The following is a 23,643-nucleotide window of genomic DNA, read 5'->3' on the forward strand; positions in this document are numbered from 1 at the left end:
GCCGGAGGGGACCCGGATCAGCCGAAGAAGACCTCGGCCTCGGAGTAGCGCTCCAGCGGGACGGTCTTGAGCTCCTTGGTCGCCTCGTCGAGCCCGACCCGGATGATGTCGGTGCCCTGGAGGGCGACCATCTTGCCGTAGTCGCCGTCCTTGACGGCGTCGATGGCCTGGAGGCCGAAGCGGGTGGCGAGGACCCGGTCGAACGCGGTGGGGGTGCCGCCGCGCTGGATGTGCCCGAGCACGGTGGCGCGGGCCTCCTTGCCGGTGCGCTTCTCGATCTCGTCGGCGAGGGCCTGCCCGATGCCGCCGAGCCGGACGTGGCCGAACGCGTCCCGCTCCCCCGTCTGGAGCTGCATCTGGCCGTCGATCGGGTGCGCGCCCTCCGACACCACGATGATCGGCGCGTAGCGGGTCTTGAACCGGCTCTCGACGTACTCGCAGACCTTCTCGATGTCGAAGGGCCGCTCGGGGATGAGGATGACGTTGGCGCCGGCGGCCATGCCGACGTGCAGCGCGATCCAGCCCGCGTGCCGGCCCATGACCTCGCAGATCAGCGCGCGGTGGTGGCTCTCGGCGGTGGTGTGCAGCCGGTCGACGGCCTCCATGCCGATGTTCACCGCGGTGTCGAAGCCGAAGGTGTAGTCGGTCGCGTTCAGGTCGTTGTCGATCGTCTTCGGCACCCCGACGACGTTGACGCCGTCGGCGTACAGCTCGCGCGCGACGCCGAGGGTGTCCTCGCCGCCGATGGCGATCAGCGCGTCCACGCCGAGGCCGGCGAGGTTGTCCTTGATCCGCTCGACGCCGCCCTCGACCTTCACCGGGTTGGTCCGCGACGAGCCGAGGATCGTCCCGCCGCGCGGCAGGATCCCGCGCACGGCCTGGACGTCGAGGGCCACGGTGTCGCCTTCGAGGGGCCCGCGCCAGCCGGCCCGGAAGCCGACGAACTCGTAGCCGTACACCTGGACGCCCTTGCGGACGACCGCGCGGATCACCGCGTTCAGGCCGGGGCAGTCGCCGCCCCCGGTCAGCACTCCGACGCGCATGCCGTCACCTTCTCCCGCCACCGGACTCCTCCCTCGATCGAGGTTCCCAGACTAGTCGTCGCACGGCGGCGCGGGCCTCGGAATCTCCCGGCACGCCGACATTGGTCTAGACCATAACCCGTGGCGGGGGCCCGCGGCACTTCGATCTCCCGGATCCGCCCTCTCAGCCGGAGGGGCCGCGCCCGAGGACGCGGAGCCGCCCCCGGAACCCCACCGCCACACCTCCGGGCAGGCGCCGCGCCCCCGCCCGGCGCGGGCGCGGCGGTTCCCGCCCGTCATAGGACCACCGGACCTCGGCCAGCGCCAGTTCCCGCGCCGCGCCGCCCGCGAGACGGTCGCGGTGATCTCGCGCGAAGTCCCAGCCGTCCCGGAACGAGCCGCGCGTCGGACGCTCGGCCGCCCACGCCGCGAAGGCGCCCTTCCATGACGTCCCGTACGAGGCGGCCAGGGCGGGCCAGGCGCGGGCGACCTCGCCCGCGCGCTTGAGCAGGATCCCGTGCGCCGCGGCCCGCACCGCCTCGGCGTCGAACCCGTCCGGCATCGGCCCGCCCGCCGTCATCGCCCGGACGAGCGCCTCCTGCGCCGCCGCCAGCTCCGGGTCGGGATCACTCATCGGCGAACCGGTTCGTGCGCCATCGGCTCATGGGCCGGATCCGCCCGGGTGACGTGCGCCAGGCCGGAGGCGGCGGCGATGGCGTCCAGCTCGGCCCGCAGCTCCGCGGCGGGCGGGTAGCGGCCGTCGCGCTCCAGCAGGAGGCCGGGCGGCCGGTGCCGCGCGCACAGCTCCCCGACCAGGTCCAGGACCTCGGCGGGGACGGCGGCGGCGTGCGTGTCGTGGTACCTCCCGCCCTCCTCCGAGCCGCCCGCGACGTGGCAGTAGGCGACGCGGTCGAGAGGGAGGCGGTCGAGGAGGCGGACGGGGTCCTCGCCCCGGTTGCGCGCGTTGGCGTACACGTTGGCGACGTCGAGCAGGAGGAGGGCGCCGGTGCGTTCCAGCAGCTCGGTCAGGAAGTCGGCCTCGGTGTACTCGGCGTCCGGCCAGTCGAAGAGCGTGGCGATGGGCTCCACGGCGAGCGGGACGGGCAACTCCGCCTGCGTGCGGCGGATGTTGGCGGTCAGCGCGTCCAGGCCGGCCCGCGTGCGCGGGACCGGCAGCAGGTGCCCGGCCTCGACCCCGCCCGCCCGGACGAACGCGACGTGCTCGCTCACCAGCGGCGCGCCGAGCGCCTCGGCGCAGGCGGCCAGGTGCGCGACGCGCTCGGCGGCCACGGGCTCGGCGCCGCCGAGCGACAGCCGCACCCCGTGCGGGACGACCGCCGCGCCCCGGCCGCGCAGCGCGAGCAGCTCGGGCGCCGGGTCCGCCGGGTGCACCGACTCGGCGATCACCTCGGCGAACCGCAGCCCCGGCAGGGCGCCCACGAATCCGGCGATCTCGGGGCGCCAGCCGATCCCCACGCCCAGCCGCACGTCAGCTCCCCCCACCGCAGCCTCCTCCGCCACCGCAGCCTCCTCCGCCTCCACCGCAGCCGCCCCCACCGCCGCAGCCGCTACCGCCGCCGCACGAGCCGCCGCCACCACAGGAGGACGACGAGCAGACCGAGGCGGTCGCCGAGCACACGTGACCGCCCGAGGAGGACGACCCCGACATGCTCCCGGAGATGGCCGCGACCCGGGTCATCTCCAGATAGCGGCCCAGCCCCACGGTCTGGGCGAACGCCGAGTCGACCGCCATCAGCGCGCCCGTGCCGAACAGCGCCACCCCCATCAGCGCGGCCTCCGCCGGCAGCCCGGTGTAGGACGGCGTGTGCTTCGGATCGAGGCCGGTCTCGGATTCCTTGAGCCGCTCCACGGCCTGCTTGCCCTCCTCCGTCCGCTCGCCGTCGGTGTCGAGGCCGAGGGCTCCGAGGCCGAGGCCCATCAGCGCGACCACCGGAACGGCCTTGGCCGGGAACCCGCTGAAGGCGTCGCTGATGACGAAGGCGGCGAAGCCGACCAGCACCCAGCCGAACATGACCAGCTGGAACCGCCGCAGCCGGCGGCGCCCGCTCGGCGCGAGCAGCATGCCCAGCGCGACGAGCCCGTCGCGGAGCTGGTCGAGCGCCGCGCGCACGCCCGGCTCGGCGGTCAGCTCGGCGAGCGTCCCGGCCCGGCCGACCGCGATCGCCCCGAAGACGGCCGCGTCCAGCGGCTTGCCGGCCGCGTGCGGGCCGGAGGCGGACGGACCGGTGGCCATCAGCCGGCCGTCGGCGTAGGCGTCGACGGCGCCGTCCAGCCGCAGCGCCGTGATCGAGGCCGCGATCGCGTGCCGCCCGCCGCCGTGCAGGTAGGCGACCTCGTACGGGTGCAGCCCGCGCAAGGGGGGCGTGCCGCGCCGGACCGCGGCCCGGCGGCTCCGGAGGATCTTCAGAAGAACCAGCCCGACCAGGATGTGGGCCGCGAGGAACCCCAACTGGGGGCCCAGGATCTCCTCCGCCATGGCGCGCTCCCATCGCGATGCACTTTTGCGCGATTGGACGCGGGCGCGGCCCCGGCGGTTCGCCCCGTGCTACTCCTCCTCGTCGAGGCCCTTCTCGATGGCGTAGCGGACGAGCTCGACGCGGTTGTGGAGCTGGAGCTTGCCGAGGGTGTTCTGCACGTGGTTCTGCACCGTCCGGTGGGACAGGACGAGGCGCTGCGCGATCTGCTTGTACGTCAGCCCCTTCGCGACGAGGCGCAGCACCTCGGTCTCGCGCTCGGTCAGCCGGGGGGCGTCGTCGTCCTCGCGGGCCGGGGCGGCGGCGAGGCGGCGGTACTCCCCGAGGACGAGCCCGGCGAGCCCGGGGGTGAAGACGGCGTCGCCCTCGCCGGTCCGGCGGACGGCGTCCAGGAACTCGTCGCGGGCGGCGGACTTGAGCAGGTAGCCGGTCGCCCCCGCCTTGACCGCCTCCAGGACGTCCTGCTGCTCGCCGCTGGCCGACAGCACCAGCACGCGGACGGGCGGCTCGGCGGAGGCGAGGCGCCTGGTCACCTCGACCCCGCTGAGGTCGGGCAGCTGGAGGTCGACCACGGCGACCTGCGGGCGCGCGGCGGCGGCGATGCGGACGGCGGCGCGGCCCTCCCCGGCGGTCGCGACCACGTCGTGGCCGGCCTCGGCCAGGTCGCGGGCCACGGCCTCGCGCCACATCGGATGGTCGTCCACGACCATGATCCGGAGGGGAACCTCGCTCACGCTCACACCCTAGCCCGCGGCACGGTCATCTCGATCTCGGTCCCCTCGCCCACCGCGGAGGCGATCGCGACGGTGCCGCCGAGGTCGGCGATGCGGCCGCGGATGGACTGGGCGACGCCGAGCCGCCCGTCCGCCGCCGCCCGGTCGAGCCGCCCGGGGGGCATGCCCGGGCCGTCGTCGCGGACGCTGACGGTGACCTCGCCCGGGCCGTCCTCCAGCAGGACCCACGCGCGGGCGCCGTCGCCGCAGTGCCGCCGGACGTTGTCGAGCGCGGCCGCCACCGCCGCCTCGACCTCCCCGGCCGCGTGCGGCGCCAGGCGCACCTCGGTGGCGGGCGTCGAGACCGTCACCGAGGTCGACGCGTGCCCGGTCAGCAGCGGGCGCAGATCGGTCTCGGCGCCCGCGCCGTGGGGTCTCGGCGGCGGCACCGAGGCCGCCCCGATGAGGGCGCGCAGGGCCGCCTCCTGCTCGCCCGCCAGCCGGCCGAGCTCGGCCGCCTCGCCGCCGAGCTCGCCGCCGCGCCGCTGCACCATCGCGAGGACCTGCAGGACCGAGTCGTGGATGCGGCGCGCGAGCCGCTCCCGCTCCCGGGTCGCCGCCTCCAGCTCGACCGCCCGCGCCAGCCGCGCCTCCGCCTGCCGCGCCAGCCGGACGACGTGCCCGACGACGAGGCCCGCGAAGAACAGCAGCACGATGCCGTTGAACGTCGTCCCGCCGATGCCGCCGGCCGTCCCGGCGAGCGCGTGCACCGCCAGGTTCGCGGCGGCGAGGACGGCGGCGGCGGCGACGCCGGCCCGGCGCCCGCCCGCGACCGCCCACGACAGCACCGCGGCCGCCACCCACGACACCGGCAGCGTCGGGCGCCCGGCGGCGATGTTCCCGGCCGTCTCCACCCACGCCGTCGCCAGGACGCAGGCCGCCGCGGCGGCGAGGTCGGCGGCCAGCAGCGGCCGCGCGCGGCGGCCCGGGCCGCCCGGGGCGAACGAGGCCGGGCCGAAGGCGAACGAGGCGTACCCGGTCCACGCGGCCATCACGGCGAGGACGGCCCACCCGCCGAGGGGATGGGCGTAGCCTCCGGAGTTCATGACGATCAGGATCGCGGCGTAGCACAGCGCGAGGCCGCGGTACACCGCGACGGCCCGCCACAGCGCGGTCTCCAGGCCCGTGCCGCGCGGCTCAGCCGCGGTCACTCAGCCCTCCGTCGTCGTCCTCCACCGGACGCACCTCCTTGCCGGCCATCTCGGCCTTCACCTCGGCGCTGTAGCGGTCGACGTACTCCTGCCCGGACAGCGCCCGGATCGCCATCATGATCTCGTCGGTGATCTCGCGGAGCACCTCGTGGTCGTCCTCGCGGCCGTAGTGGCGGGAGAAGTCCATCGGCTTGCCGAACCGCACGCCCGGCCGGATCCCGAGCCGCGGGTAGGGCCTGCCCGGCGGCATCAGCTCGAAGGTGTTGACCATCGCCATCGGGATCACCGGCACCCGCGACTTCAGCGCCAGCCGCGCGACCCCCGTCTTGCCGCGGTAGAGCCGGTTGTCGGGCGCCCGGGTGCCCTCGGGGTAGATGCCGAGCAGCTTGCCCTCGCCGAGGATGCGCAGCCCCGTCTGCAGCGCCGCCTCGGCCGCCGAGCCGCCCGTCCTGTCGACCGGCACCACCCCGACCCCGGTGAAGAACCCCTTGCTGATCAGCCCCTTGATCCCCCGGCCGGTGAAGTACTCCTCCTTGCCGATGAAGAAGATCGGGCGCATCAGCGGCAGCGGGCCGAAGAAGTGGTCGGCGAACGACAGGTGGTTGCTCACCATCAGCGCCGGCCCGCGCTTCGGGACGTTGCGGGCCCCCCGGTTCCGCGGCCACCACAGCAGGTACATGACCGGGGAGAGGACGATCCTCAGCAGGATCCAGAACCAGAGCATCGTTCGCGGGCACCTTTCCTCGGACCGGACGCCTCCGGGCGGGACTGCCCGGCCCTGGCCGACGGGGGATGATGGGACATCCTCCCACTCTCCGTCCCACCGATCTACCGGCCGGTACCCGTCAGCGGGACCCGCGCACCGGCGGCGGGCCGGGAATGAACGTAGGCTCGGAGCGGTAAATCTCAATCGGGTGCGCCGGAGGGCTTGTCCCGGGCGGCGCAGCGAATACCGTGGGACACACGTTTCGGGGTGTCCGGGAGCGCCTCCGCGCGGGGCGCCACCGGACACCACATGTCAATGGGGGGAGCGGAGGCCGCCATGCCGGTGCCGTCGTTCACGCCGGAGTCGTCGAAGGAGCCGGCCCCGTGAGTCGCCGTGGCAATGGACTGTCAGCGGACACCTACGCCCCACTGGTCGACCTCGCGCCGCATCTCGCGGACGCGATGCTGGCGGCCCTCGGCGAGGCGGGGGTCGCGGCCTACGCGGCGTCGCAGTCCGGTCTGCCGGAGATCGCCGAGACGGTCGCGGAGCCCGTCGCGGGCGACGTCCTCGACCGGCTCTACGTGGACGTCGAGATGAAGCCGGCCGCCGAGGGCATCCTGCGCGTCCACCTCGGGCGGCTGCGCGAGGCCTCCGCCCGCGGCTCCGACGGCGAGCTGGAGGGCCCCGGCGACGCCGACCGCCCGGACGCCGACCGCCTGGACGCGCTGGAGCGCACCGAGACCGGCCTCGCCGACCCGCGGGCGGGCGCCGCCGAGCCGGGCGGCGCCGCCGAGCGCGACGAGGACGCCATCTGGGCCGAGATCGTCGCCGGGTTCGACACCGTCCCCGAGGGCGACGAGGTCCCGTGGCCCGACGAGGAGAACATCCGCGAGCCCGCCGACCCCCCGGGCGAGGGCGAGGACCGCACCGGGCGGCTCCCCCGCGCCCGCGTGATCAGGCCGGCCGAGGCGCCGGAGTTCCCCGCCGGCGGCGACGATGACGAAGAGGGCCACTACGTCCCGCCCCCTCCCCCGCCGCTGCCGAGCGCCGACCCGCTCACCAAGGGCGCCTGGATCGCGCTGATCGGCGGCCCCGTCTACCTGCTCGTCACCGTCATCCTCGACTGGGAGGTCCCCGGCTGGGCCGCCTTCCTCGCCGTCGCCGCGTTCATCGGCGGGTTCGTCACCCTCGTCCTGCGCATGGGCGACGAGCCGCGCGACCCCGACGACGGCGCCATAGTCTAGAGCGGTTCGACGGCCAGTTCGGCGAGGACGGGCCGGTGGTCGGTGGCCCGGGGGTGGTCGCCGGCGCCGTCCGGCGGGACCCCGCACGCGGTGATCCGCACGGCCGGGTCGGCGAAGACGCCGTCGATGCGGCGCTTCGGGGCCCGCGAGGTGAAGGTGGGCTCGCCGCCCACCGGGGCGGCCGCGTAGGCGTCCTGGAAGCGTTCGGCGAGCAGCGTCCAGGACCGGCCGCCCGGCTCCTCGTTGACGTCCCCCGCGAGGACCACCGGGGCGCCGTGGCGGCGGCGGGCGCGGTCCAGGTGGGAGAAGATCTCGTGGACGTGGCGCAGGCGCGGGCCGTCCACGAGATCCAGGTGGGTGCTCGCGGCGATCAGGCGGGCGCCGCCCACCTCCAGGACGGCGATCGCGAGGGCGCGGCGGTGCAGGCCCCGCTCCGGGGTGAGCAGGTGGAACTCGCGGGCCACGCGGCGCACGTGCGGCACGGTGAGGACGGCGAGCCCGCAGGCCCGCCGCCCCGCCGCGACCCGCAGGCCGCAGGCGCGCGCGAGGCGCCGGCGCTGCCGCCGCCAGCCCCAGAAGCGCGGGACCTCCTGCACGCACACGACGTCGGGGGCGTTCGCCCGGACGACGCGGGCCACGGCGGCCGGGTCGTCGCGCAGCGACCGGACGTTGTAGGAGAGCAGCCGGACGGCGGCCACGCCTAGACGACCACGTCCTGGAACGGGCGGACGCGGGCCAGGTCGGCGGCGCCGACGATGCCCGCCGCGGACCCCAGCTCGGCGATCCGGATGTCGGGCAGCGGGCGGTGGCCGCGGCCGGTCAGCGCGTCCTCGAACGCGGAGCGGATCGGGTCGAGCAGCAGGTCGCCGGCGTCCGACAGGCCGCCGCCGATGATGAAGGCGCCCGGGTCGAGGATCGCGCTGAGGTCGGCCAGGCCCTGGCCCGCCCAGTGCGCGATCGTCCGGAAGCACTCCAGCGCCGCCTTGTCGCCCTCCCGGGCCGCCTGCGACACCTCGGGGCCGCTGATGCCCTCGGGCCGCCCGCCGCCGAGCTCCAGGAGGCGGCCCGCCATCGCGGGCGCCACCCGGGCCAGGTCGCGCGCCTCGTGCACGAGGGCGTTGCCGCTGGCGTACTGCTCCCAGCAGCCGCGGTTGCCGCAGCCGCAGCGGCGCCCGTCCGGGACGACCCGGAAGTGCCCCATCTCCGCGCCGATGCCGAAGCGGCCCCGGTAGAGCTCGCCGTTGATGATGATGCCGCCGCCGATGCCGGTGCCGAGGGCCACCAGGACGAGGAAGTTCTCGCCGCGCCCGGCGCCGAACCGCGCCTCGCCCCAGGCGGTGGCGTTGCCGTCGTTCTCCACCACGACCGGCAGCCCGACGAGGCTCTCCACCTTCTCCTTGATCGGCTCGTCGCGCCAGGCGAGGTTCGGCGCGAACAGCACGGTGGAGCGGGTCTCGTCGACGAAGCCCGCGGTGCCGAGCCCGACCGCCGCGACCTCCTCGTACTTGCCCTTGAGCAGTTCGACGACCTCGGCGATGGTCTCGGCGGTCTCCTTGGGGTTCGTCGAGGGAGTCGGCCGGCGGACCTTCTCCAGAATCGTCCCCCGGTCGTCGACGACCCCCGCGGCCACCTTCGTGCCGCCCACATCCACGCCGATGGTCAGGGTCATGTAACCCTTCCTCCTCCTCGCGTCGCCCCTGGCTGGAGCCACTCCCGCCCTACCCGATGTCGATGGGGCCGCCGCCGGTGGCGGCCGACCACGGGTCGCCCGGATCGGGACGTTCCGACCGATCGGACGTACCCGCCCTCGCCCCCCGCGACCCATCCGGCGGCCTGTCGGGGCGCGCGGCCGGGGGCCGGCCGGCGCCGCCCGTCCGGTCGAACGCCGCGGCCACGTCCAGCGCGGCGGCCAGCAGCGACCGCCCCGCCTCGCGCAGGTGGCGTCCCACGTCGCCGCCGGACTCCCGCTTGATCGCGATGGCCCGGCAGATCGGGCAGTCGCGGCACTCCGGGGCGCCGGTGGCGATGTGCGGCCCGTGCCCGGCCGCGGACGGCCCCGCGGACGCCTCGTCGGCGATGGCACGGTCCCACACGTTTCCGGCCGGCTCCTCCCGGCCCGCGCGCCCGCCCCCGCCCACGCGCTTCATCAACGCGTCGAGGAGCTTGGCCGCCTCGTCCAGGACGTCGCCCGACTGGTCGCTCATGACTCCATCTTCCATCCGTCGTCGGCGTGAACGGTATCGCCTCCGCGCCGTTATCGCCTCCGCGCCGTGATCGGGCGGCCACCAGCGGGCGGGCTCAGCCCTCCACGTGGCGCTTGAGGCCCTTGAGGGCCGAGTCGATGATCCGCTTCTCGCCCTTGCGCTTCACCATGCCGATCATGGGGATCCGCACGTCCACGGCCAGCTCGTAGGTCACCTCGGTGACGCCGTCCCGCTCCGCCAGGCCGTAGGCGCCGTGCAGCCCGGTGACGACCGTGCCCGGCTCCACCAGCTCCCACGTCACCCGGTCGTCGCCCTCCCAGGTGTAGGCGAGCCCGACGGTGTCGCTGAACGGGCCGCCGTCGAAGGTGAGCCGGGCGCGCGAGGCCCGCCCGTCCTCGCCCCTGTCCTGCACGGTGAACTCGCGGATGCCGCTCGCCCACCCCGGGTACGCCTCGAGATCGGCGATCACCGCCATGATCTCGGACTTCCCGGCCTTGACCGTGATGGAGGAACTCGTGCGGTCCGCCATCTGCGTCTCCCTCCGGCTCGCCCCGGGCCCCTGCGGGCCCGCTGTCCCTAGGAGAGTATGGGTCACACCGTCAGGACATAGGGCACACCGCGCGCGCGGAAGTGCCCCACGTTCACGCATTCGGTGCGGCCGAGGCGGATCCGGCTCGCCAGCGGCTGGTGGACGTGCCCGAACAGCACGTACCTCGGCTGGGTGCGGTGGATCGCCTCCAGCACCGCCTCGCTGCCGCGCTCGAACCTGCGCGCCACCGTGTCGTACAGCAGCTCGGGGACGGCGGGCGGGATGTGGCAGCAGAGCACGTCCACCTCGCCGACGGCCTCGACCTTGGCGGCGAACGTCTCGTCGTCCAGCTCGTTGGGGGTGCGGTACTCGGTGCGCAGTCCCCCGCCGACGAACCCGAAGCGCAGCCCGCCGATCTCGGTGGTCTGGCCGTCCAGGACCCGGTGGCCGTCGCGCAGGTGCGCGTCCCAGAGGCGGGGGACGTCGACGTTGCCGTAGGTCAGGTACGCCGGGGCGGGCATCGCCGCGAACAGCTCGGCGTACTGCCGGTTCACGGCGCGCTCGATGTGCGGCCTGGCGTCCCCGTCCAGCGAGGCCCACAGGCCCCGGGAGAACTCGCGGGCCTCGTCGAAGCGCTTCTCGGTGCGCAGGGCGATGAAGCGGTCGGCGTTGTCCTGGCCGAAGAGGTCGGCGAAGATCCCCTGCCCGTGGTCGTGGTAGTCGACGAACAGGATCAGGTCGCCCAGGCAGATGAGGGCGTCCGCACCGTCCGCCGCGCCCGCCAGCGCGTCCGCACGGCCGTGGACGTCGCTCACCACATGGATCCTCATGAACCGAATGTAATCGCGCACCCCGCTCCGTTGAACGGGCGGGTCAAGGGAAAGGCCCGCCAAGGGGGAGGGCACGCCCGGCGGCGGGCACGGTCAGCCGGCGGCCGCCGCCACGAGGGTGCGCCACTCCCGGACCAGGACCGGGTCCACCTCGGCCTCCCAGTCGCCGTCAGGCCGCACGGCGGTGCCGACGTGGAACGCGCTGATCCCCGCGGCGGACAGGACGGCGACGTGCTTGCGGCGCAGCCCCCCGCCCGCCATGATCATCTCGGCCGCGGCGGGGTCGCCGGCGGCGCGCCGGACGAGGACGTCGACCCCGGCGTCCACGCCGCGGGCGGAGCCGGCCGTGAGCACCGTGTCGAGGCGGCCGCCGAACCCGCGGACGGCGCTCCAGGCCTGGGCGGGGTCCGCGGCGTGGTCGAGCGCCCGGTGGAACGTCCAGGGCAGCGGGTCGGTGTCGGCGGCGAGCTTGCCGGTGGCGCCCGCGTCGACGTGTCCCGAGGAGTCGAGGAAGCCGAGCACGAACCCGTCGGCGCCCGCGTCGGCGAGGCCGGCCGCGGCGCGCCGCAGCCGGTCGAGCTCGGCTCCGGTGGTGCGGAACCCCGCGTTGGCGCGCAGCATCACCCGCATCGGAAGCGACGTGGCGTCCCGCACGGCCGCCACCAGGTCGGGATCGGGGGTGAGCCCGTCCGCGGCCATGTCGGCGACGACCTCGATGCGGTCGGCGCCGCCCTCCTGCGCCGCGTGGGCGTCGGCCACGGTCAGCGCTATCACTTCGAGCAGCGGCATGGCGACCCCCGGGACCCGCGTGCGTTGTGCGACCGGCCCAAGCGTAGGCGAACCGGCGGCGCGCCCCGGGGCCGGGCGGGCGGTCTTTGCCGGGCCGTTAACCGCCGCGGCTCGCGGCATTGTTCCTACTCGTGGGTATCATGCGGCTTCCAGGGACCCGCACGCCGCCGGCCGAGCGGCCGGTCCGCGCGGGCCCCGCCGACCTCGAAGACCTATTACAGGAGTGGGCCGTGCGCGAGTTCAGCGTCCCCGCGATGGTGGAGGTACCCGACTCCGCCACTCTGACCGACGCGCCCTTCACCCGGGCCGCGCAGGAGCCCGGCCGGATCGTGCTGCGCCGCAAGAGCGGCGACGCGTGGAGCGCCGTCACCGCGGCGGAGTTCGCGGCCGAGACGGCGGGGGTCGCCAAGGGCCTGGTCGCCGCCGGCGTCGAGCCCGGGGACCGGGTGTGCCTGCTGTCGCGGACCCGCTACGAATGGACCGTCCTGGACTACGCGATCTGGGCGGCGGGCGCGGTCTCCGTGCCGATCTACGAGACGTCCTCCGCCGAGCAGATCGAGTGGATCGCCGGCGACTCCGGGGCGAAGGCCGTGTTCGCCGAGACCGACGCGCACGTCGCGACCGTGGCGGAGATCCGGGACCGGCTGCCGGGGCTGGCGCACGTGTGGGGCATCGACGCGGGCGGGGTCGAGGAGGTCGCGAGGCTCGGTGCGGACGTCGGCGACGACGTGGTCGAGGAGCGCCGCCGCTCCCGCGGCGCGGCCGACATCGCCACGCTCGTGTACACCTCGGGCACCACCGGGCGCCCCAAGGGCTGCGAGATCACGCACGGGAACCTGGTGTCCACCGCGCGCAACGCCGTGCAGGGGGCGATCGCGGAGGTCGCCGTCGAGGGCAGCTCCACGCTCCTGTTCCTGCCGCTGGCGCACGTGTTCGCCCGGCTGATCGAGGTCGCCACCATCGAGGGCGGCATCGTGCTCGGGCACAGCGACGTCCCGAACCTGCTGCCGGACCTCGCCTCGTTCCGGCCGACGTTCCTGCTGGCCGTCCCGCGCGTCTTCGAGAAGGTCTACAACGGCGCCGAGCAGAAGGCCGCGGCCGATGGCAAGGGCAAGATCTTCAAGGCGGCCGCCGAGACCGCGGTCGCCTACAGCCGGGCGCTCGACGAGGGCCGCCCCGGGTTCGGGCTGAAGGCCAGGCACAAGGTCTTCGACGTGCTCGTGTACCGCAAGCTGCGCGCCGCGGTCGGGGGCCGGGTCCAGTACGCGGTGTCCGGCGGCGCCGCGCTCGGCGAGCGCCTCGGGCACTTCTTCCGCGGCGTCGGCATCACGATCCTGGAGGGCTACGGCCTCACCGAGACGACCGCGCCCGCCGCCGTCAACCGGCCCTCCGCCCTCAAGATCGGCACGGTGGGGCCGCCGATCCCGGGCGTCGACGTGCGGATCGCCGAGGACGGCGAGGTCCTCGTGCGCGGCATCAACGTCATGGGCGGCTACTGGAACAACGAGGCCGCCACCAAGGAGGCCCTCGAGGACGGCTGGTTCCACACCGGCGACCTCGGCTCCCTCGACGACGAGGGCTTCCTGAAGATCACCGGCCGGAAGAAGGAGATCCTGGTCACCGCGGCGGGCAAGAACGTGGCGCCCGCCCCGCTGGAGGACCGCCTGCGCGCGCACCCGCTGATCAGCCAGTGCCTCGTCGTCGGGGACGGCCGCAAGTTCATCAGCGCGCTCGTCACCCTCGACGAGGAGGCGCTCGGCCCGTGGAAGGCCCGGCACGGCAAGCCCGAGGCGATGACGGTGGACGAGCTGCGCCGCGACCCCGACCTCGTCGCCGAGGTCGAGGCCGCGGTCGCCGACGCCAACAAGTCGGTCAGCCGGGCGGAGGCGATCAAGAAGCACGTCATCCTCGGCGTCGACTTCACCGAGGAGGCCGGCCACATGACGCCGAGCCTGAAGGTGAAGCGCAACGTGGTGATGAAGGACTTCGCCGACGAGATCGACGCCCTCTACACCGGCTGAACCGGGGCGCCGCCCGCGCTCACGCGCCCGGCCCGCCTCCGGGGGCCGGGCGCAGGGCGGCGACGGCGTCCTCGATCGGGGTGGAGCCGTTCAGCAGGTCCAGCGTGAGGCGGCGGACGCCGCCCGCGTCGAGCAGGGCGGCGATGACCGCGGCCACGTCGTCGCGGGTGACCGCGCCGTGCCCGATCGGCGGCTCCGCCAGCGCCACGAGCCCGGTGGGCGGGTCGTCGGTGAGGCGGCCCGGCCGCAGGATCAGCCAGTCCAGGGCGTCGCGGCGCCTCAGGTCGTCCTCGGCCTCGCCCTTGGCCCTGATGTAGGCCTCCCAGACCTCGTCGCGCCCGGGCGCGGGCGGCTCGCCGGCGCCCATCGCGGAGATCTGCACGAAGCCGCGGACGCCCGCCCGCTCGGCCGCGTCCGCCGCCAGCACCGAGGCGGCCCGGTCGACGCTGTCCTTGCGGCTGACGCCGCTGCCCGGCCCCGCCCCCGCCGCGAAGACGACCGCGTCGGCCCCGGCCAGATGGCCGGCGACCTCGTCGGCGGTCGCCGACTCCAGGTCGCACACGACCGGTTCGGCTCCGGTGTCCCTGACGTCCCCGGCGTGGCCGGGGTTGCGGATGATGCTCAGCACGGTGTCCCCCCGTGCGGCCAGCAGCCGGGACAGCCGCAGCGCGATCTGCCCGTGCCCGCCCGCGATCACGATGTTCATGCCGCGATCGTAGGACGCCGGAGACCCGGACGCGCGGACGCGCGACCGGGTCCCGGCGGATCGGGTGGTGTTCAGCGGCGGCGCTTGATCCGCGTCCCGGCCTTGCCGTTGATCGCGTTGACCGCCTTCGCCATGAGCTGGTCGTCCATCACGTTGATGAGGTCGCCGTGGTCGGTCACGGGGTCGTGGCCCGACTCGGGGAAGCTGTCCAGCGCGAACGCCAGCGGCTTGGCCGGCAGGTTGTAGGCCAGCGTCATCCGCAGCTGCGGCACCGCCTTCGTGCCCTGCGGGCACTGCCCCGTCGCCTGGTCGGGGAACTTGATGTGGTCGCGGTGGTTGGCGCTGTCGGTGTTCTGGCCGTCCCAGCAGCTCGGGAAGTTCAGCACGCGCAGCACCTTGCTGCCCCGCGGGCACAGCGGGTACTTGTCGGCGAACGCCCGGTTCTCGAAGCCGCTGCACGTCCAGTTGGCGTGCGCGTTCGCCCGGCCGTTCACCACGGCCTTGGCGTCGCCGCTGACGACCCGGATGAACCGCGGCATCGCGGTGACCTTGCTGCGCGGGTTGCCGAGGAACTGGAGCTTCACGCTCGCCGGGGTGACGATGCTGCCGACGTTGCCGTCCGCCGTGCTCTGCTGCGCCCGGTCGGAGTTGTCCTGGCCGTTGCGGAGCCGGATCACCGGCCAGAAGTAGGCCGACTTGTCGCCGTTGGTGCAGGTCGTCCCCGCCGCGGCGAAGGTCTCGTCGGTGGAGAACGCGTTGGTGTCGAGGTTGCCGACGTAGTCGTGGATGTGGTGCGCGCCGTTGACGACGCCGGGGGCCGCGAGCACGTTGTCGGGGTTGCTGTGGGCCTGGCCCTCGTTCACACCGCAGCTGGACGCGAACACGCCGGTCGAGGCCTGGCGGCTGCGGCGCGGCTGCCGCACGCGCGGCGCCTTGCGGATGTCGACGAACTGGTCCGCGCGCAACTCCGGATTCGCCGGTGCCTGCCCGCCGTTCTGTCCGCCATTCTGGCCGCCATTCTGCCCGCCGTTCTGCCCGCCGTTCTGGCCCCCGTTCTGGCCGCCACCGGGCTGCTGGCCGCCCTGCGGGTCGGCCGGCGGGGTCGTCTGGCCGCCGTCGATCGGGCCGCCATCGCCCATCTGACCGCCGTCACCCATCTGACCGCCGTCGCCCATCTGACCGCCATCGCCCATCTGGCCACCGTCACCCATCTGGCCACCGTCGCCCATCTGGCCGCCATCACCCGTCTGGCCACCGCCGGGCTGCTGGCCACCGGGCTGCTGACCGCCCTGCGGGTCGGTCGGCGGGGTCGTCTGGCCCGCACCCTGAAGCTTCGGGATGCCGGAGCCGTCGGCGGGCCGAGCCGGGTAGGCGGCCGGGTTCGCCGCCTTCGTGGTCACCGGGGTGTACGGCTGCGCCGCCGCGCCGGGGGTCCCCGCGCAGGCCGTCGCGACCAGGGCGAACGCCGGGATCACCGCGGCGAAGGCTTTCTTCTTTCGTCCCATGGAAAAAGTGCTCCCTTTGCGGGGTGTACGTCAGTGCAGGGCGCGCCTGGGAACCAGGCCCGTGCTCTCCAGCAGCGACATGTGCGTGTTGACGAATTTCAAGCACCGCTCGGCGAAGGCGCGGATCTCGGTGTTCTCGGACGCCGCGCGCACCTTGGCGATGATCGTGAAGACCTGGCCGTGGGCGGCACGCAACCGCAGCACGAACGTCTTGTCCCAGTCGGCGCCGTATTTGCCCGACATCTCCCTCAGCCAGCTCTTCTGGCTCCCGTTGGGCTCGTTGGGAAGGAGCACGCCGAGTTTCTGGGCTTCGGCGCGGACGTCGGCGTCCAGCTGTATGTGCTGGCGCATGATGATCTCGCCGACCTGCTTCACCCGGGGGCTCGAGGCGCGCTGCGAGGCCTGCTGGCCGGCGGGTATCTCCCACAGGCCGGCCTGCCGGACCTTGACCAGAAGCTGCCGGTCGAGGGTGCTGAGCCGGCCCCAGCGCGTGTTCACGGTGCCACCGAGGTTCGCCGCGCCGCTGGCGGGCACGCCGACCGGGTTCATGATGACCGCGAAGGCCGCCACGACGGCGGCCGCGGCCGCCAGGACCAGGATCAGGCGTCCCTTGCCGAGGCGCGGGAGCGTGCGCTTTCCGGCGATTCCGTAGGATTTCCTCAAGGGCTCTCGTCCCTCCTTTCAAGGATCTCTCGACGGACCCGGCGCGGGTTCTTCCTTAGATACGCACCGCCCCGCTCGCGGGTTCAACGAAGTCCACCTGTTGTCATTTTTTCCGCGCGGCGGAATCAGCGCCGAGTGGGCGCTCCGGGGATCCCGCCGACGACGCGCAGTGCCAATGCGGGGCACATCGCGACCGCCTTCTGGACGTCCTTCTCCATCCACGAGGGGATGTCGGTGCCGAGCACGACGGGAAAGCCGTACCGGTCGAGCTGGATCAGCTCGGGCACGAGGTAGGCGCACAGGCCGTGCCCGTCGCACCGGCTCCAGTCGATCGCGACCCGCCCCTCCGTGCCGTCCGGCACCGGGAGCGGCAGGACCCCGTAGGTCGACTGGCCGCACCCCCCGCCCCAGCGGTGCGCGTCGATGTCGGCGGTGAAGGCCTCCATCGCCGACAGGACGAACTTCGCCGTCCCGTCGGGGTGGGTGCAGGCGCCGCGGCCCCGGCCGACGCCGGCGGCGCGGCGGACGTCCTCCACCGTCCCGGCCCCCTCGGTGAGCGCCATGAGGGAGCGGACGACGTCGGGCAGCCCGAGCCGGCAGGGCCCGCACTGCCCGGCGGACTGGGCGGCCAGGTAGGAGGCGATCCGCGTGACCTCGCCCAGCGGGCAGGTGCCCTGGGTGAGCGGCAGGATGATCCCGGCGCCCACCGTCCCGCCGACGCGCCGCATCCCGGCGCGCGACAGCACCGCCCGCGACACCGCGGCCTGGTCGAGCCACATCCCGTGGTACCCGCCGACGAGCACCCCCGGAGACGCGGGCACGTCGCAGTGGTCGAGGACGGCCCGCAGCGGCGTGCCGAGGGGGGCCTCGACGACCTGGGTCCCGCCGATGGTCAGCAGCGTGGTGCCCGGCTCGTCGTCGGTCCCGGCCGAGGCGTACAGGTCGGGGCCGAGGGAGACGAGCACCGCGAGCTGCGCGAACGTCTCGGTGTTGGACAGCAGCGTGGGGTAGCCGTCCACCCCGGAGTCGGACGCGCGGACCTTGACGCCCGGCGGGATCGGCGTCTCCCCGTTGATCGCGCGGATCACCGCGCCGCTCTCCCCCGAGATGAACCGCTCGGTCAGCCGGACGACCCGGGCCGGCATCCGCCGCTCGCTGATCGCGGCGCGCACCGACCGGGCGGCCTCGTCGCTCTCGACGGCCAGCACGATCCGCTGGGTGCCGAGCGCGTTCGCCGCGATCTGCGCGCCGTCGAGCACCAGGTGCGGGGCCCGGCCGAGCAGGACCTTGTCCTTGGAGCTGCCGGGCTCGCCCTCGGCGCCGTTCACCACCACGACGACGTCCTCGCTGGACCCGCGCTCGTCGCCCCGCTCGCCGGGCAGCAGCGCGGTCTGGTCGGCGGTCGGGTAGTTGACCCGCGCCGCGACCGCCATCAGCTTGCGGGCGAACGGGAAGCCCGCGCCGCCGCGTCCCCTCAGGTCGACCTGCTCCGCCATCTGGACCAGGTCGTCCAGCGCCGGCGCGCGGAGCCTGCCGTGCACCGCGAGGTGCCGGTCGAGGTCCAGCCGGTCGAACCGGTCGAACCCGAGCGTCAGCCTGGGGCCGCCGATGTTGGAGACGGTGACGGTCGAGGTCATCGCAGGACCTCGGTGTCATTGCCCAGACCGGTGACGGGCATGCCGCGCGGGTCGGCGACGGTCTGGCGGGAGGCCCGCCGGCCGCCGTAGTCGCGGGCGTCGTCGTAGCTGCGGGCGTCGTCGTAGTCGCGGGCGTCGTCGTAGTCGCGGGCGTCGTCGTAGTCGCGGGCGTCGTCGTAGTCGCGGGCGTCGCCGGAGTCGCGCGGGTCGTCGAACCCGGCCTCCCGCGCCCGGGCGCGGGCCAGCGCGGCGGCGCGCCCCTCCTCGTGCTCGCGCGCCGCCATGGCGCGCCGGTCGCGGCGGCGGCCCGCGCCGTCCGGCAGCGAGAACGACTCGACCTCCTCGCCCGCCAGGTGCACGTCCCGCGGCTTGATCACCACGACCATGCGGGTGACCAGCGCGAGCGCGACGAACACCACGCTCATCACGTAGCTGAGCACGACCCACGGCGCCGCGGACCGCCCGGTGATCAGGCCGTGCACGATCGCCATCGGCCAGGACACGTAGGCGATCGCGTGCATCGACCGCCACACCCAGGCCTTGCCGCGGATCGCGAACCGCGCCCGCATCAGCCCGGTGATCACGATGAGGATCATCAGGTCGAAGGCGATGGTGCCGAGGCCGATCGCGCCGCCGTCCGGCACCACGATCTGGACGGGCAGCGCGAGGCCGCTCATCACCTTCACCGTGATGTGCGCCACCAGCATCGCGGTCGCGATGACGGCGGAGGCGCGGTGCACCGCCTGGGCGAGCACCCGGTGCCGGATCTTCAGGATGAGGCGCTCGGTGGCCAGCACCCCGCTCATCACGGCGGTGGTCAGCGACACCAGCGCGAAGACGCCGGCGTAGAAGCTGAGGAAGTACTGCACGTTCGCGACCGCGACGGCGCCCTGCGGGGTCGCCGCGCCGACCAGTACCAGCACCGCGCCCGCGAGGACCAGGCGCAGCGCCCAGGCGGGCACCGCGGGATCATCACTGTTGCGAATTCGCACCGCTCGGACTCCACTTCTAGGTTGCGGCCGGCGTCGGGACGCCGGCCGATCCGGCGCCGTCCTTCTTCGGCTTCTTGCCGGGGGACGGCGATGACGACGGGGAGTCGTCCGCAGCGGGGACCGGGCCGAGGTTGGCCAGCAGGCCCCCGGGAAGAACCTGGAGGACGCCGCGCTGGGCGAAGCCGAGAAGCGGCTTGGCCCGCTCCTGGAACGTCCAGCCGCCGATCGCGGCGCCGTCGAGCGGGACCGCGCCGCCGCCGCGCCGCAGCCCGAAGCCCACCTCGGCGCGGGGCGCGGCCGCGCCGCCGCAGGGACGGGCCGTGCCGGTGCGTCCGAGCGTGTCGCCCTGCTCGACGACGCTGCCGTCGCGCAGTTCGGTCACGCCGCGCATCCCGTAGTACGTGGACGCGAGGCCGCTCGGGTGGATCACCATGACGACCGCGCCCGCCTCGCTGGAGCAGAACCGGTAGAGGCGGCCGGCGCCCGCGGCGAGGACGCGGCCGTCGCCGCCGGAGAAGGCCAGCGACGCCAGCGGGCGCGAGGTGGTGGCGTCGTCGGAGGTCGTCATCGACCACGCCTGGCCGATCTTCCAGGGCAGCATCAGCCGGTCGCCCGCCCGCGTCCCGTTGAGCAGGGTGGTGGCCTGCGCGGAGCTCAGCGCGCCGTACTTGCGCACGAGGCGCGACTCCGACGCCGACATGAGGTTCGCGGGGGCGGTTCCGAGGAGCGTGGCGAACGCCGTCCCGCCCGACAGCGCGGTCTGCCACCGCCCGCCCGTCCAGTGCGCGGCGTAGAAGGCGAGCTCGGGGGCGGCCGCGCTGGTCGGCGGGACGGGGATCGCGCTCGTGCCGAAGACCCAGGTCTTGTCGGCGCTCTGGCGGGTGACGCCGACGAACGGCTGCCGGGTCAGCGCCGCCCCGTAGGCCTGCCGCGCGGCCGCGCCCCGCTGCGCCAGCGTCAGCTTCCGCACCTGCGTGGCGAGGACCCCGAGGTCGGGGCTCGCCGGCGGGGCGGCCGCGCCGCCGGTGCCCGGGGGCTGCTGCTGCGGCTGCCGCGGCTGCGCGGGCGTCCCGGTGCCGGGCCGCGGCGGCTTGATCGCGCGCTGCGAGCCGACCGGGCCGGAGGACCCGCCGACCGGTCCGCCGTCGAGCAGGGCGCGCTCGGCGATGCCCAGCAGGGACAGGCCGACCGCGGTGGACAGGACGATCGCGCCGATGCTCAGCCGGTCCGTGGGCCGCCTGCCGCGGCGCGGCGTCGCCTTCGGGCCGGGACGCGGAGGCGACTGGCGGCGCCGCGGCTCCGGGCGCGCCGGACGCGCGGGCCGGCGCTCGGGCCGCCGTTCCGCGCGGGGACCCGGCCGCGGCCCTTCCGTGCGGCGGGACCGCCCGCCGCGCGGGGGGAACTCGCGGGACCGGTCCCGGCCGGACCGTGCGGCCGGCCCGCCGAGCCCCTCGCTCCTGGCGTCGAACCGCTCGCTCCTGGCGTCGAACCGCTCGGTGCGGGCGTCGAACCGCTCCGTCCGCGCGTCCCGCCGCTCGGCGCGGGCGTCCCGCCCGCCGTTGCGCGCGTCGAACGCCTCGGTGCGGGCGTCCCGGCGCCCGGTGCGCGCGTCGAACGCCTCCGTCCGCGCGTCCCGGCGCCCGGTGCGCGCGTCGAACGCCTCCGTCCGCGCGTCCCGCCGCCCGGTGCGCGCGTCGAACGCCTCCGTCCGCGCGTCCCGCCGCCCGGTGCGCGCGTCGAACGCCTCCGTCCGCGCGTCCCGCCGCCCGGCGCGGGCGTCCCGCCCGCCGTTGCGCGCGTCGAACGGCTCCGTCCGGGCGTCCCGCCGCTCGGTGCGGGGGTCCCGCCTCGTGCGGGCGTCGTAGCCCGCGGGGTCGTAGCCGCCGCGCGCGTCGAAGGGCTCGCTCCCGCCGCCGCGCCGTTCGGGCGGCTCGGGCCACTGCGCCCGCGGCCGGGGACGCGGCCGCTCGGAGCCCTCGGCCGAGCGGCGGTCGCGGGCCTTGGCCTCGCGCCGCTTCGTCTCGCGCCGCGCCGGCCTCGGCTCGCGCCGGGACGCCTTGCGCCCCCGCTCGGCCCCGTCCGGCTGCTCCGACCACCAGGAGCCTTCCGGCCACTGGGGGTCCTCGGACCAGAGCCCGCGCCTGGGCTCAGGTCCCGAGGACGGGCGCGCGGACGTCTCCGCCCACGGTGAAGCATGCGTTTGGCTCCGGGACGCATGCCCGTAATCGCGTCGCGCCATGTCGTCTCCTGTGGAGGAGACGGAGAGCACGGCGAACGCCGAGAGGTTCCGTGCCGCCGGGCGCGTCGCCCGGCGGCCGTCCTGCTGAGACATTGCGGGAACGCGGCGTCGGAGCCCGCTCGCTCCCACCGCGATCCCCGGACGGATTCTCGCGAACCCGCCCGATCACTCCGGGAGCATACGCCCCTGAAGCCGGTTAGATGTTAATCGGTGCCAAAAAAGGCCAATCTCCCTTGTCCCGCACGGCGCTTCCGCTCTCCATGAATACGCGCGGAGGGCCTCCTCCCGTTCACCCGTCCGGGGCAGGGGCGGGAGCTCGAGCCCCTGCGGGGACGGCACCGAGCGCTCCCCGCGAAGGGCCCGGGTGCCGGACGAGGCACCGCCCGCGCCCCCCTTCCCCACCCGCCGATCGGCCCTCCGGCGGACGACGGCTTAGCGATGGCTGATCCGCTCATTAAGTGCGCATTAATGGCGTCGCGGGCGGGCCGCGAACGGCTCTAGCTTCGGAAACGTCAGCGACCGCGGACGCAAGCAGCGGCAGGAGGTGGGCTCCGATGGCACGATCACCGCGACACGGGATCTCCCCGGGAGCCGTCCACGCCTCCTGCGCGTCCGCGGCCGGGCATCGTCGCGGGGCCGGGCCCCACGGTGCCGGACGCCGGGGCCGTGCCCCGCGCTCCCGTCCACGCGGACCCGATCCGTTCCCGCCGGCCGTCCCGCACGGCGTGCCCGACTCCAGGTTCTCTCCCACGAGGGCACCGGGACGGGCGGTGGCGGATCACACCCACCCCACCTCGGCAGGGGCGGTCCGCGTGGAGTCGGTCTCCGGGGGCGGGGCATGCGCCCAGGGCGCGGTTCCGGGCTCGGGCACCCGCGGGTGCCCGGGCCCGGGACGGCGCACTCGCGGGCCCGGCGCGACCGGGCGCCACTGAGCCGCCGTCCCCGGGGCGAGGGCCCGCCTACGGCGCGGGGGCGGGCCCTCGCCCCGGGGACGGTCACGTTCAGGGGGTGAGCAGCCTGTCCAGGCGGCCCGCCTGGACGTCCCACCGCCACTCCCGTTCGATCCAGGCCCGGCCCTTGTCCCCCATGGCGCGGGCCCGCCGCGGATCCCGGAGAAGGCCCGTCACCGCCTCGGCGACGCCGGGAACGGAGCGTCCCGGCACCACGAGGCCCGTCTCACCGTCCAGGACGGCGTCGGGGGCCCCGCCCGAGTCGCCCGCGACGACGGGGAGGCCGGTGGCGGACGCCTCCAGGTACACGATGCCGAGGCCCTCCACGTCCAGGCCGCGGCGGCGGGTGCGGCACGGCATGGCGAAGACGTCGCCCGCGTCGAAGTGCGCGGGCAGCTCCTCCCAGGGGACGCCGCCGGTGAAGACGACCGAGCGGTCGACTCCGAGGGACGCGGCGAGTCGTCCCAGGTCGCCGCGGTAGGGGCCGCCGCCGACGAGGAGCAGGGCGGCGTCCGGCAGGGACTCCAGGACGCGGGGCCAGGCGCGGATGAGCGTGTCCTGCCCCTTGCGCGGGACCAGCCGGGACACGCACACCGCCACCGGGCGGTCCGCCAGCCCGTGCCGCGCCCGGATCCGCTCGCCTCCGGCTCCGCGGTGGAAGAGCGCCTCGTCGACGCCGGGGGCGAGCCGGGCCATCCGCGCCGCCGCCTCGGGCGACAGCGCGCGCGCCATCCGGGACCGGGTGTACTCGCCGAGGTAGGTCAGGACGTCGACGCCGTCACCGATGCGGCCGAGCAGGTTGCGCGCCACCGGCAGCGACGCCCAGCCCGCCTCGTGCCCGTGCGTGATGCCGACCAGCCGCTCCGCGCCGCGGCGGCGCAGCGCCGGGGCCAGCAGGCCGAGCGGCGCCGCCGCCCCGAACACGACCGTGTCGCAGCGCTCGGCGCGCAGCACGTCGGCGGCGCGCCGCAGCACCCCCGGCTCCGGCAGCATGAGGGTCCCCGGGTGCCGGACGACCGGGAAGGGCTGCCTCGCGTCGAACTCCGCCGCACCCTTCCAGGACGGGGCGTAGACGACGACCGAACCGGGCGGGCGCCGCACGGCGAGGCCGTGGACGAACGCCTGGATGCCGCCCGGCCGCGGCGGGAAGTCGTTGGTGACGAACAGCGTCCTGGTCATCGCCGACC

22 protein-coding genes are annotated in these 23,643 nt (G+C 75.1%); 2 read left to right on the plus strand and 20 right to left on the minus strand.

Annotated elements, in window-relative coordinates:
• Positions 1-17: 17 nt before the first annotated feature.
• The 7 genes from FKD65_RS09730 to FKD65_RS09760 form a co-directional block, all read right to left on the minus strand.
• Positions 18-1,043 carry a 6-phosphofructokinase gene (locus FKD65_RS09730; RefSeq protein ID WP_141577143.1) on the minus strand — a complete coding sequence of 342 codons (1,026 nt, stop codon included), beginning with the start codon at positions 1,041-1,043 and terminating at the stop codon, positions 18-20.
• A gap of 163 nt (positions 1,044-1,206) precedes the next feature.
• Positions 1,207-1,656, minus strand: coding sequence for a hypothetical protein (locus tag FKD65_RS09735; RefSeq protein WP_141577144.1), 450 nt, complete (start codon positions 1,654-1,656; stop codon positions 1,207-1,209).
• Positions 1,653-2,525, minus strand: coding sequence for a DUF692 domain-containing protein (locus FKD65_RS09740; protein WP_205718615.1), 873 nt, complete (start codon positions 2,523-2,525; stop codon positions 1,653-1,655). Before FKD65_RS09740 ends, FKD65_RS09735 begins: the two co-directional genes overlap by 4 nt.
• Positions 2,512-3,519, minus strand: a complete 1,008-nt coding sequence (locus FKD65_RS09745) for a TIGR04222 domain-containing membrane protein (protein ID WP_141586677.1) — start codon at positions 3,517-3,519, stop codon at positions 2,512-2,514. The genes FKD65_RS09740 and FKD65_RS09745 overlap by 14 nt, the downstream gene beginning before the upstream one ends.
• 69 nt (positions 3,520-3,588) lie before the next feature.
• Positions 3,589-4,227: a response regulator transcription factor gene (locus FKD65_RS09750; protein WP_141586679.1), complete on the minus strand. Its 639-nt coding sequence runs from the start codon at positions 4,225-4,227 to the stop codon at positions 3,589-3,591.
• A 26-nt stretch (positions 4,228-4,253) separates the two neighbouring features.
• Positions 4,254-5,441 (minus strand): MacS family sensor histidine kinase, encoded by a 1,188-nt coding sequence (locus FKD65_RS09755; RefSeq protein ID WP_240810057.1) that lies wholly within the window; start codon positions 5,439-5,441, stop codon positions 4,254-4,256.
• The gene (locus FKD65_RS09760) at positions 5,428-6,165 is read right to left on the minus strand and encodes a 1-acyl-sn-glycerol-3-phosphate acyltransferase (RefSeq protein WP_141577145.1); all 738 of its coding nucleotides are present in this window, start codon (positions 6,163-6,165) and stop codon (positions 5,428-5,430) included. Before FKD65_RS09760 ends, FKD65_RS09755 begins: the two co-directional genes overlap by 14 nt.
• 365 nt (positions 6,166-6,530) lie before the next feature.
• Here FKD65_RS09760 and FKD65_RS09765 point away from each other — a divergent pair, with 365 nt between their 5' ends.
• Positions 6,531-7,391, plus strand: coding sequence for a hypothetical protein (locus tag FKD65_RS09765; protein ID WP_141577146.1), 861 nt, complete (start codon positions 6,531-6,533; stop codon positions 7,389-7,391).
• Here the strand turns inward: FKD65_RS09765 and FKD65_RS09770 are convergent.
• The 6 genes from FKD65_RS09770 to FKD65_RS09795 all read right to left on the minus strand — a co-directional run bounded on the left by FKD65_RS09770 (position 7,388) and on the right by FKD65_RS09795 (position 11,743).
• Positions 7,388-8,089, minus strand: coding sequence for an endonuclease/exonuclease/phosphatase family protein (locus FKD65_RS09770; RefSeq protein WP_141577147.1), 702 nt, complete (start codon positions 8,087-8,089; stop codon positions 7,388-7,390). The genes FKD65_RS09765 and FKD65_RS09770 overlap by 4 nt on opposite strands.
• Positions 8,090-8,091: 2 nt before the next feature.
• The gene (locus FKD65_RS09775) at positions 8,092-9,060 is read right to left on the minus strand and encodes an ROK family glucokinase (RefSeq protein ID WP_141577148.1); all 969 of its coding nucleotides are present in this window, start codon (positions 9,058-9,060) and stop codon (positions 8,092-8,094) included.
• 49 nt (positions 9,061-9,109) lie between these two features.
• Positions 9,110-9,595 (minus strand): hypothetical protein, encoded by a 486-nt coding sequence (locus FKD65_RS09780; protein WP_141577149.1) that lies wholly within the window; start codon positions 9,593-9,595, stop codon positions 9,110-9,112.
• Positions 9,596-9,689: 94 nt separating this feature from the next.
• Positions 9,690-10,124, minus strand: coding sequence for an SRPBCC family protein (locus FKD65_RS09785; RefSeq protein WP_141577150.1), 435 nt, complete (start codon positions 10,122-10,124; stop codon positions 9,690-9,692).
• Positions 10,125-10,186: 62 nt separating this feature from the next.
• Positions 10,187-10,954, minus strand: a complete 768-nt coding sequence (locus FKD65_RS09790; protein ID WP_141577151.1) for a metallophosphoesterase — start codon at positions 10,952-10,954, stop codon at positions 10,187-10,189.
• Positions 10,955-11,047: 93 nt separating this feature from the next.
• A complete protein-coding gene (locus FKD65_RS09795) occupies positions 11,048-11,743 on the minus strand; it encodes a copper homeostasis protein CutC (protein WP_141577152.1) in 696 nt (231 codons plus the stop codon).
• Between the two features lie 230 nt (positions 11,744-11,973).
• Here FKD65_RS09795 and FKD65_RS09800 point away from each other — a divergent pair, with 230 nt between their 5' ends.
• The gene (locus FKD65_RS09800; protein ID WP_141586683.1) at positions 11,974-13,764 is read left to right on the plus strand and encodes a long-chain fatty acid--CoA ligase; all 1,791 of its coding nucleotides are present in this window, start codon (positions 11,974-11,976) and stop codon (positions 13,762-13,764) included.
• Between the two features lie 19 nt (positions 13,765-13,783).
• On the opposite strand, the gene FKD65_RS09805 is transcribed toward FKD65_RS09800, so the two are convergent.
• The 7 genes from FKD65_RS09805 to FKD65_RS09835 form a co-directional block, all read right to left on the minus strand.
• Positions 13,784-14,470, minus strand: a complete 687-nt coding sequence (locus FKD65_RS09805) for an NAD(P)H-binding protein (RefSeq protein WP_141577153.1) — start codon at positions 14,468-14,470, stop codon at positions 13,784-13,786.
• 71 nt (positions 14,471-14,541) lie between these two features.
• Positions 14,542-15,975, minus strand: coding sequence for a DUF1996 domain-containing protein (locus FKD65_RS09810; RefSeq protein ID WP_141577154.1), 1,434 nt, complete (start codon positions 15,973-15,975; stop codon positions 14,542-14,544).
• A gap of 30 nt (positions 15,976-16,005) precedes the next feature.
• Positions 16,006-16,638, minus strand: coding sequence for a DUF4142 domain-containing protein (locus FKD65_RS09815; protein WP_240810058.1), 633 nt, complete (start codon positions 16,636-16,638; stop codon positions 16,006-16,008).
• Between the two features lie 125 nt (positions 16,639-16,763).
• Positions 16,764-18,275, minus strand: coding sequence for an NADH-quinone oxidoreductase subunit NuoF family protein (locus FKD65_RS09820; protein WP_141577155.1), 1,512 nt, complete (start codon positions 18,273-18,275; stop codon positions 16,764-16,766).
• Positions 18,272-19,267, minus strand: coding sequence for a hypothetical protein (locus tag FKD65_RS09825; RefSeq protein ID WP_141577156.1), 996 nt, complete (start codon positions 19,265-19,267; stop codon positions 18,272-18,274). The genes FKD65_RS09820 and FKD65_RS09825 overlap by 4 nt, the downstream gene beginning before the upstream one ends.
• A 16-nt stretch (positions 19,268-19,283) precedes the next feature.
• Positions 19,284-21,506, minus strand: coding sequence for a peptidoglycan DD-metalloendopeptidase family protein (locus FKD65_RS09830; protein WP_141577157.1), 2,223 nt, complete (start codon positions 21,504-21,506; stop codon positions 19,284-19,286).
• Positions 21,507-22,507: 1,001 nt separating this feature from the next.
• The gene (locus FKD65_RS09835; protein WP_141577158.1) at positions 22,508-23,635 is read right to left on the minus strand and encodes a glycosyltransferase family 4 protein; all 1,128 of its coding nucleotides are present in this window, start codon (positions 23,633-23,635) and stop codon (positions 22,508-22,510) included.
• Between the last annotated feature and the right edge of the window lie 8 nt (positions 23,636-23,643).

Origin of the sequence: Actinomadura sp. WMMA1423 (assembly GCF_006547145.1) — a bacterium.
Taxonomy (GTDB): Bacteria; Actinomycetota; Actinomycetes; order Streptosporangiales; family Streptosporangiaceae; genus Spirillospora.

Bases quoted from the DNA above. Each gene is read 5' to 3' on its own strand.
- FKD65_RS09775 (WP_141577148.1), bottom strand. From the start codon at position 9,060: ATGACCCTGACCATCGGCGTGGATGTGGGCGGCACGAAGGTGGCCGCG.
- FKD65_RS09730 (WP_141577143.1), bottom strand. From the start codon at position 1,043: ATGCGCGTCGGAGTGCTGACCGGGGGCGGCGACTGCCCCGGCCTGAAC.
- FKD65_RS09835 (WP_141577158.1), bottom strand. From the start codon at position 23,635: ATGACCAGGACGCTGTTCGTCACCAACGACTTCCCGCCGCGGCCGGGC.
- FKD65_RS09810 (WP_141577154.1), bottom strand. From the start codon at position 15,975: ATGGGACGAAAGAAGAAAGCCTTCGCCGCGGTGATCCCGGCGTTCGCC.
- FKD65_RS09745 (WP_141586677.1), bottom strand. From the start codon at position 3,519: ATGGCGGAGGAGATCCTGGGCCCCCAGTTGGGGTTCCTCGCGGCCCAC.
- FKD65_RS09820 (WP_141577155.1), bottom strand. From the start codon at position 18,275: ATGACCTCGACCGTCACCGTCTCCAACATCGGCGGCCCCAGGCTGACG.
- FKD65_RS09830 (WP_141577157.1), bottom strand. From the start codon at position 21,506: ATGGCGCGACGCGATTACGGGCATGCGTCCCGGAGCCAAACGCATGCT.
- FKD65_RS09760 (WP_141577145.1), bottom strand. From the start codon at position 6,165: ATGCTCTGGTTCTGGATCCTGCTGAGGATCGTCCTCTCCCCGGTCATG.
- FKD65_RS09795 (WP_141577152.1), bottom strand. From the start codon at position 11,743: ATGCCGCTGCTCGAAGTGATAGCGCTGACCGTGGCCGACGCCCACGCG.
- FKD65_RS09750 (WP_141586679.1), bottom strand. From the start codon at position 4,227: ATGGTCGTGGACGACCATCCGATGTGGCGCGAGGCCGTGGCCCGCGAC.
- FKD65_RS09735 (WP_141577144.1), bottom strand. From the start codon at position 1,656: ATGAGTGATCCCGACCCGGAGCTGGCGGCGGCGCAGGAGGCGCTCGTC.
- FKD65_RS09805 (WP_141577153.1), bottom strand. From the start codon at position 14,470: ATGAACATCGTGATCGCGGGCGGGCACGGGCAGATCGCGCTGCGGCTG.
- FKD65_RS09790 (WP_141577151.1), bottom strand. From the start codon at position 10,954: ATGAGGATCCATGTGGTGAGCGACGTCCACGGCCGTGCGGACGCGCTG.
- FKD65_RS09785 (WP_141577150.1), bottom strand. From the start codon at position 10,124: ATGGCGGACCGCACGAGTTCCTCCATCACGGTCAAGGCCGGGAAGTCC.
- FKD65_RS09780 (WP_141577149.1), bottom strand. From the start codon at position 9,595: ATGAGCGACCAGTCGGGCGACGTCCTGGACGAGGCGGCCAAGCTCCTC.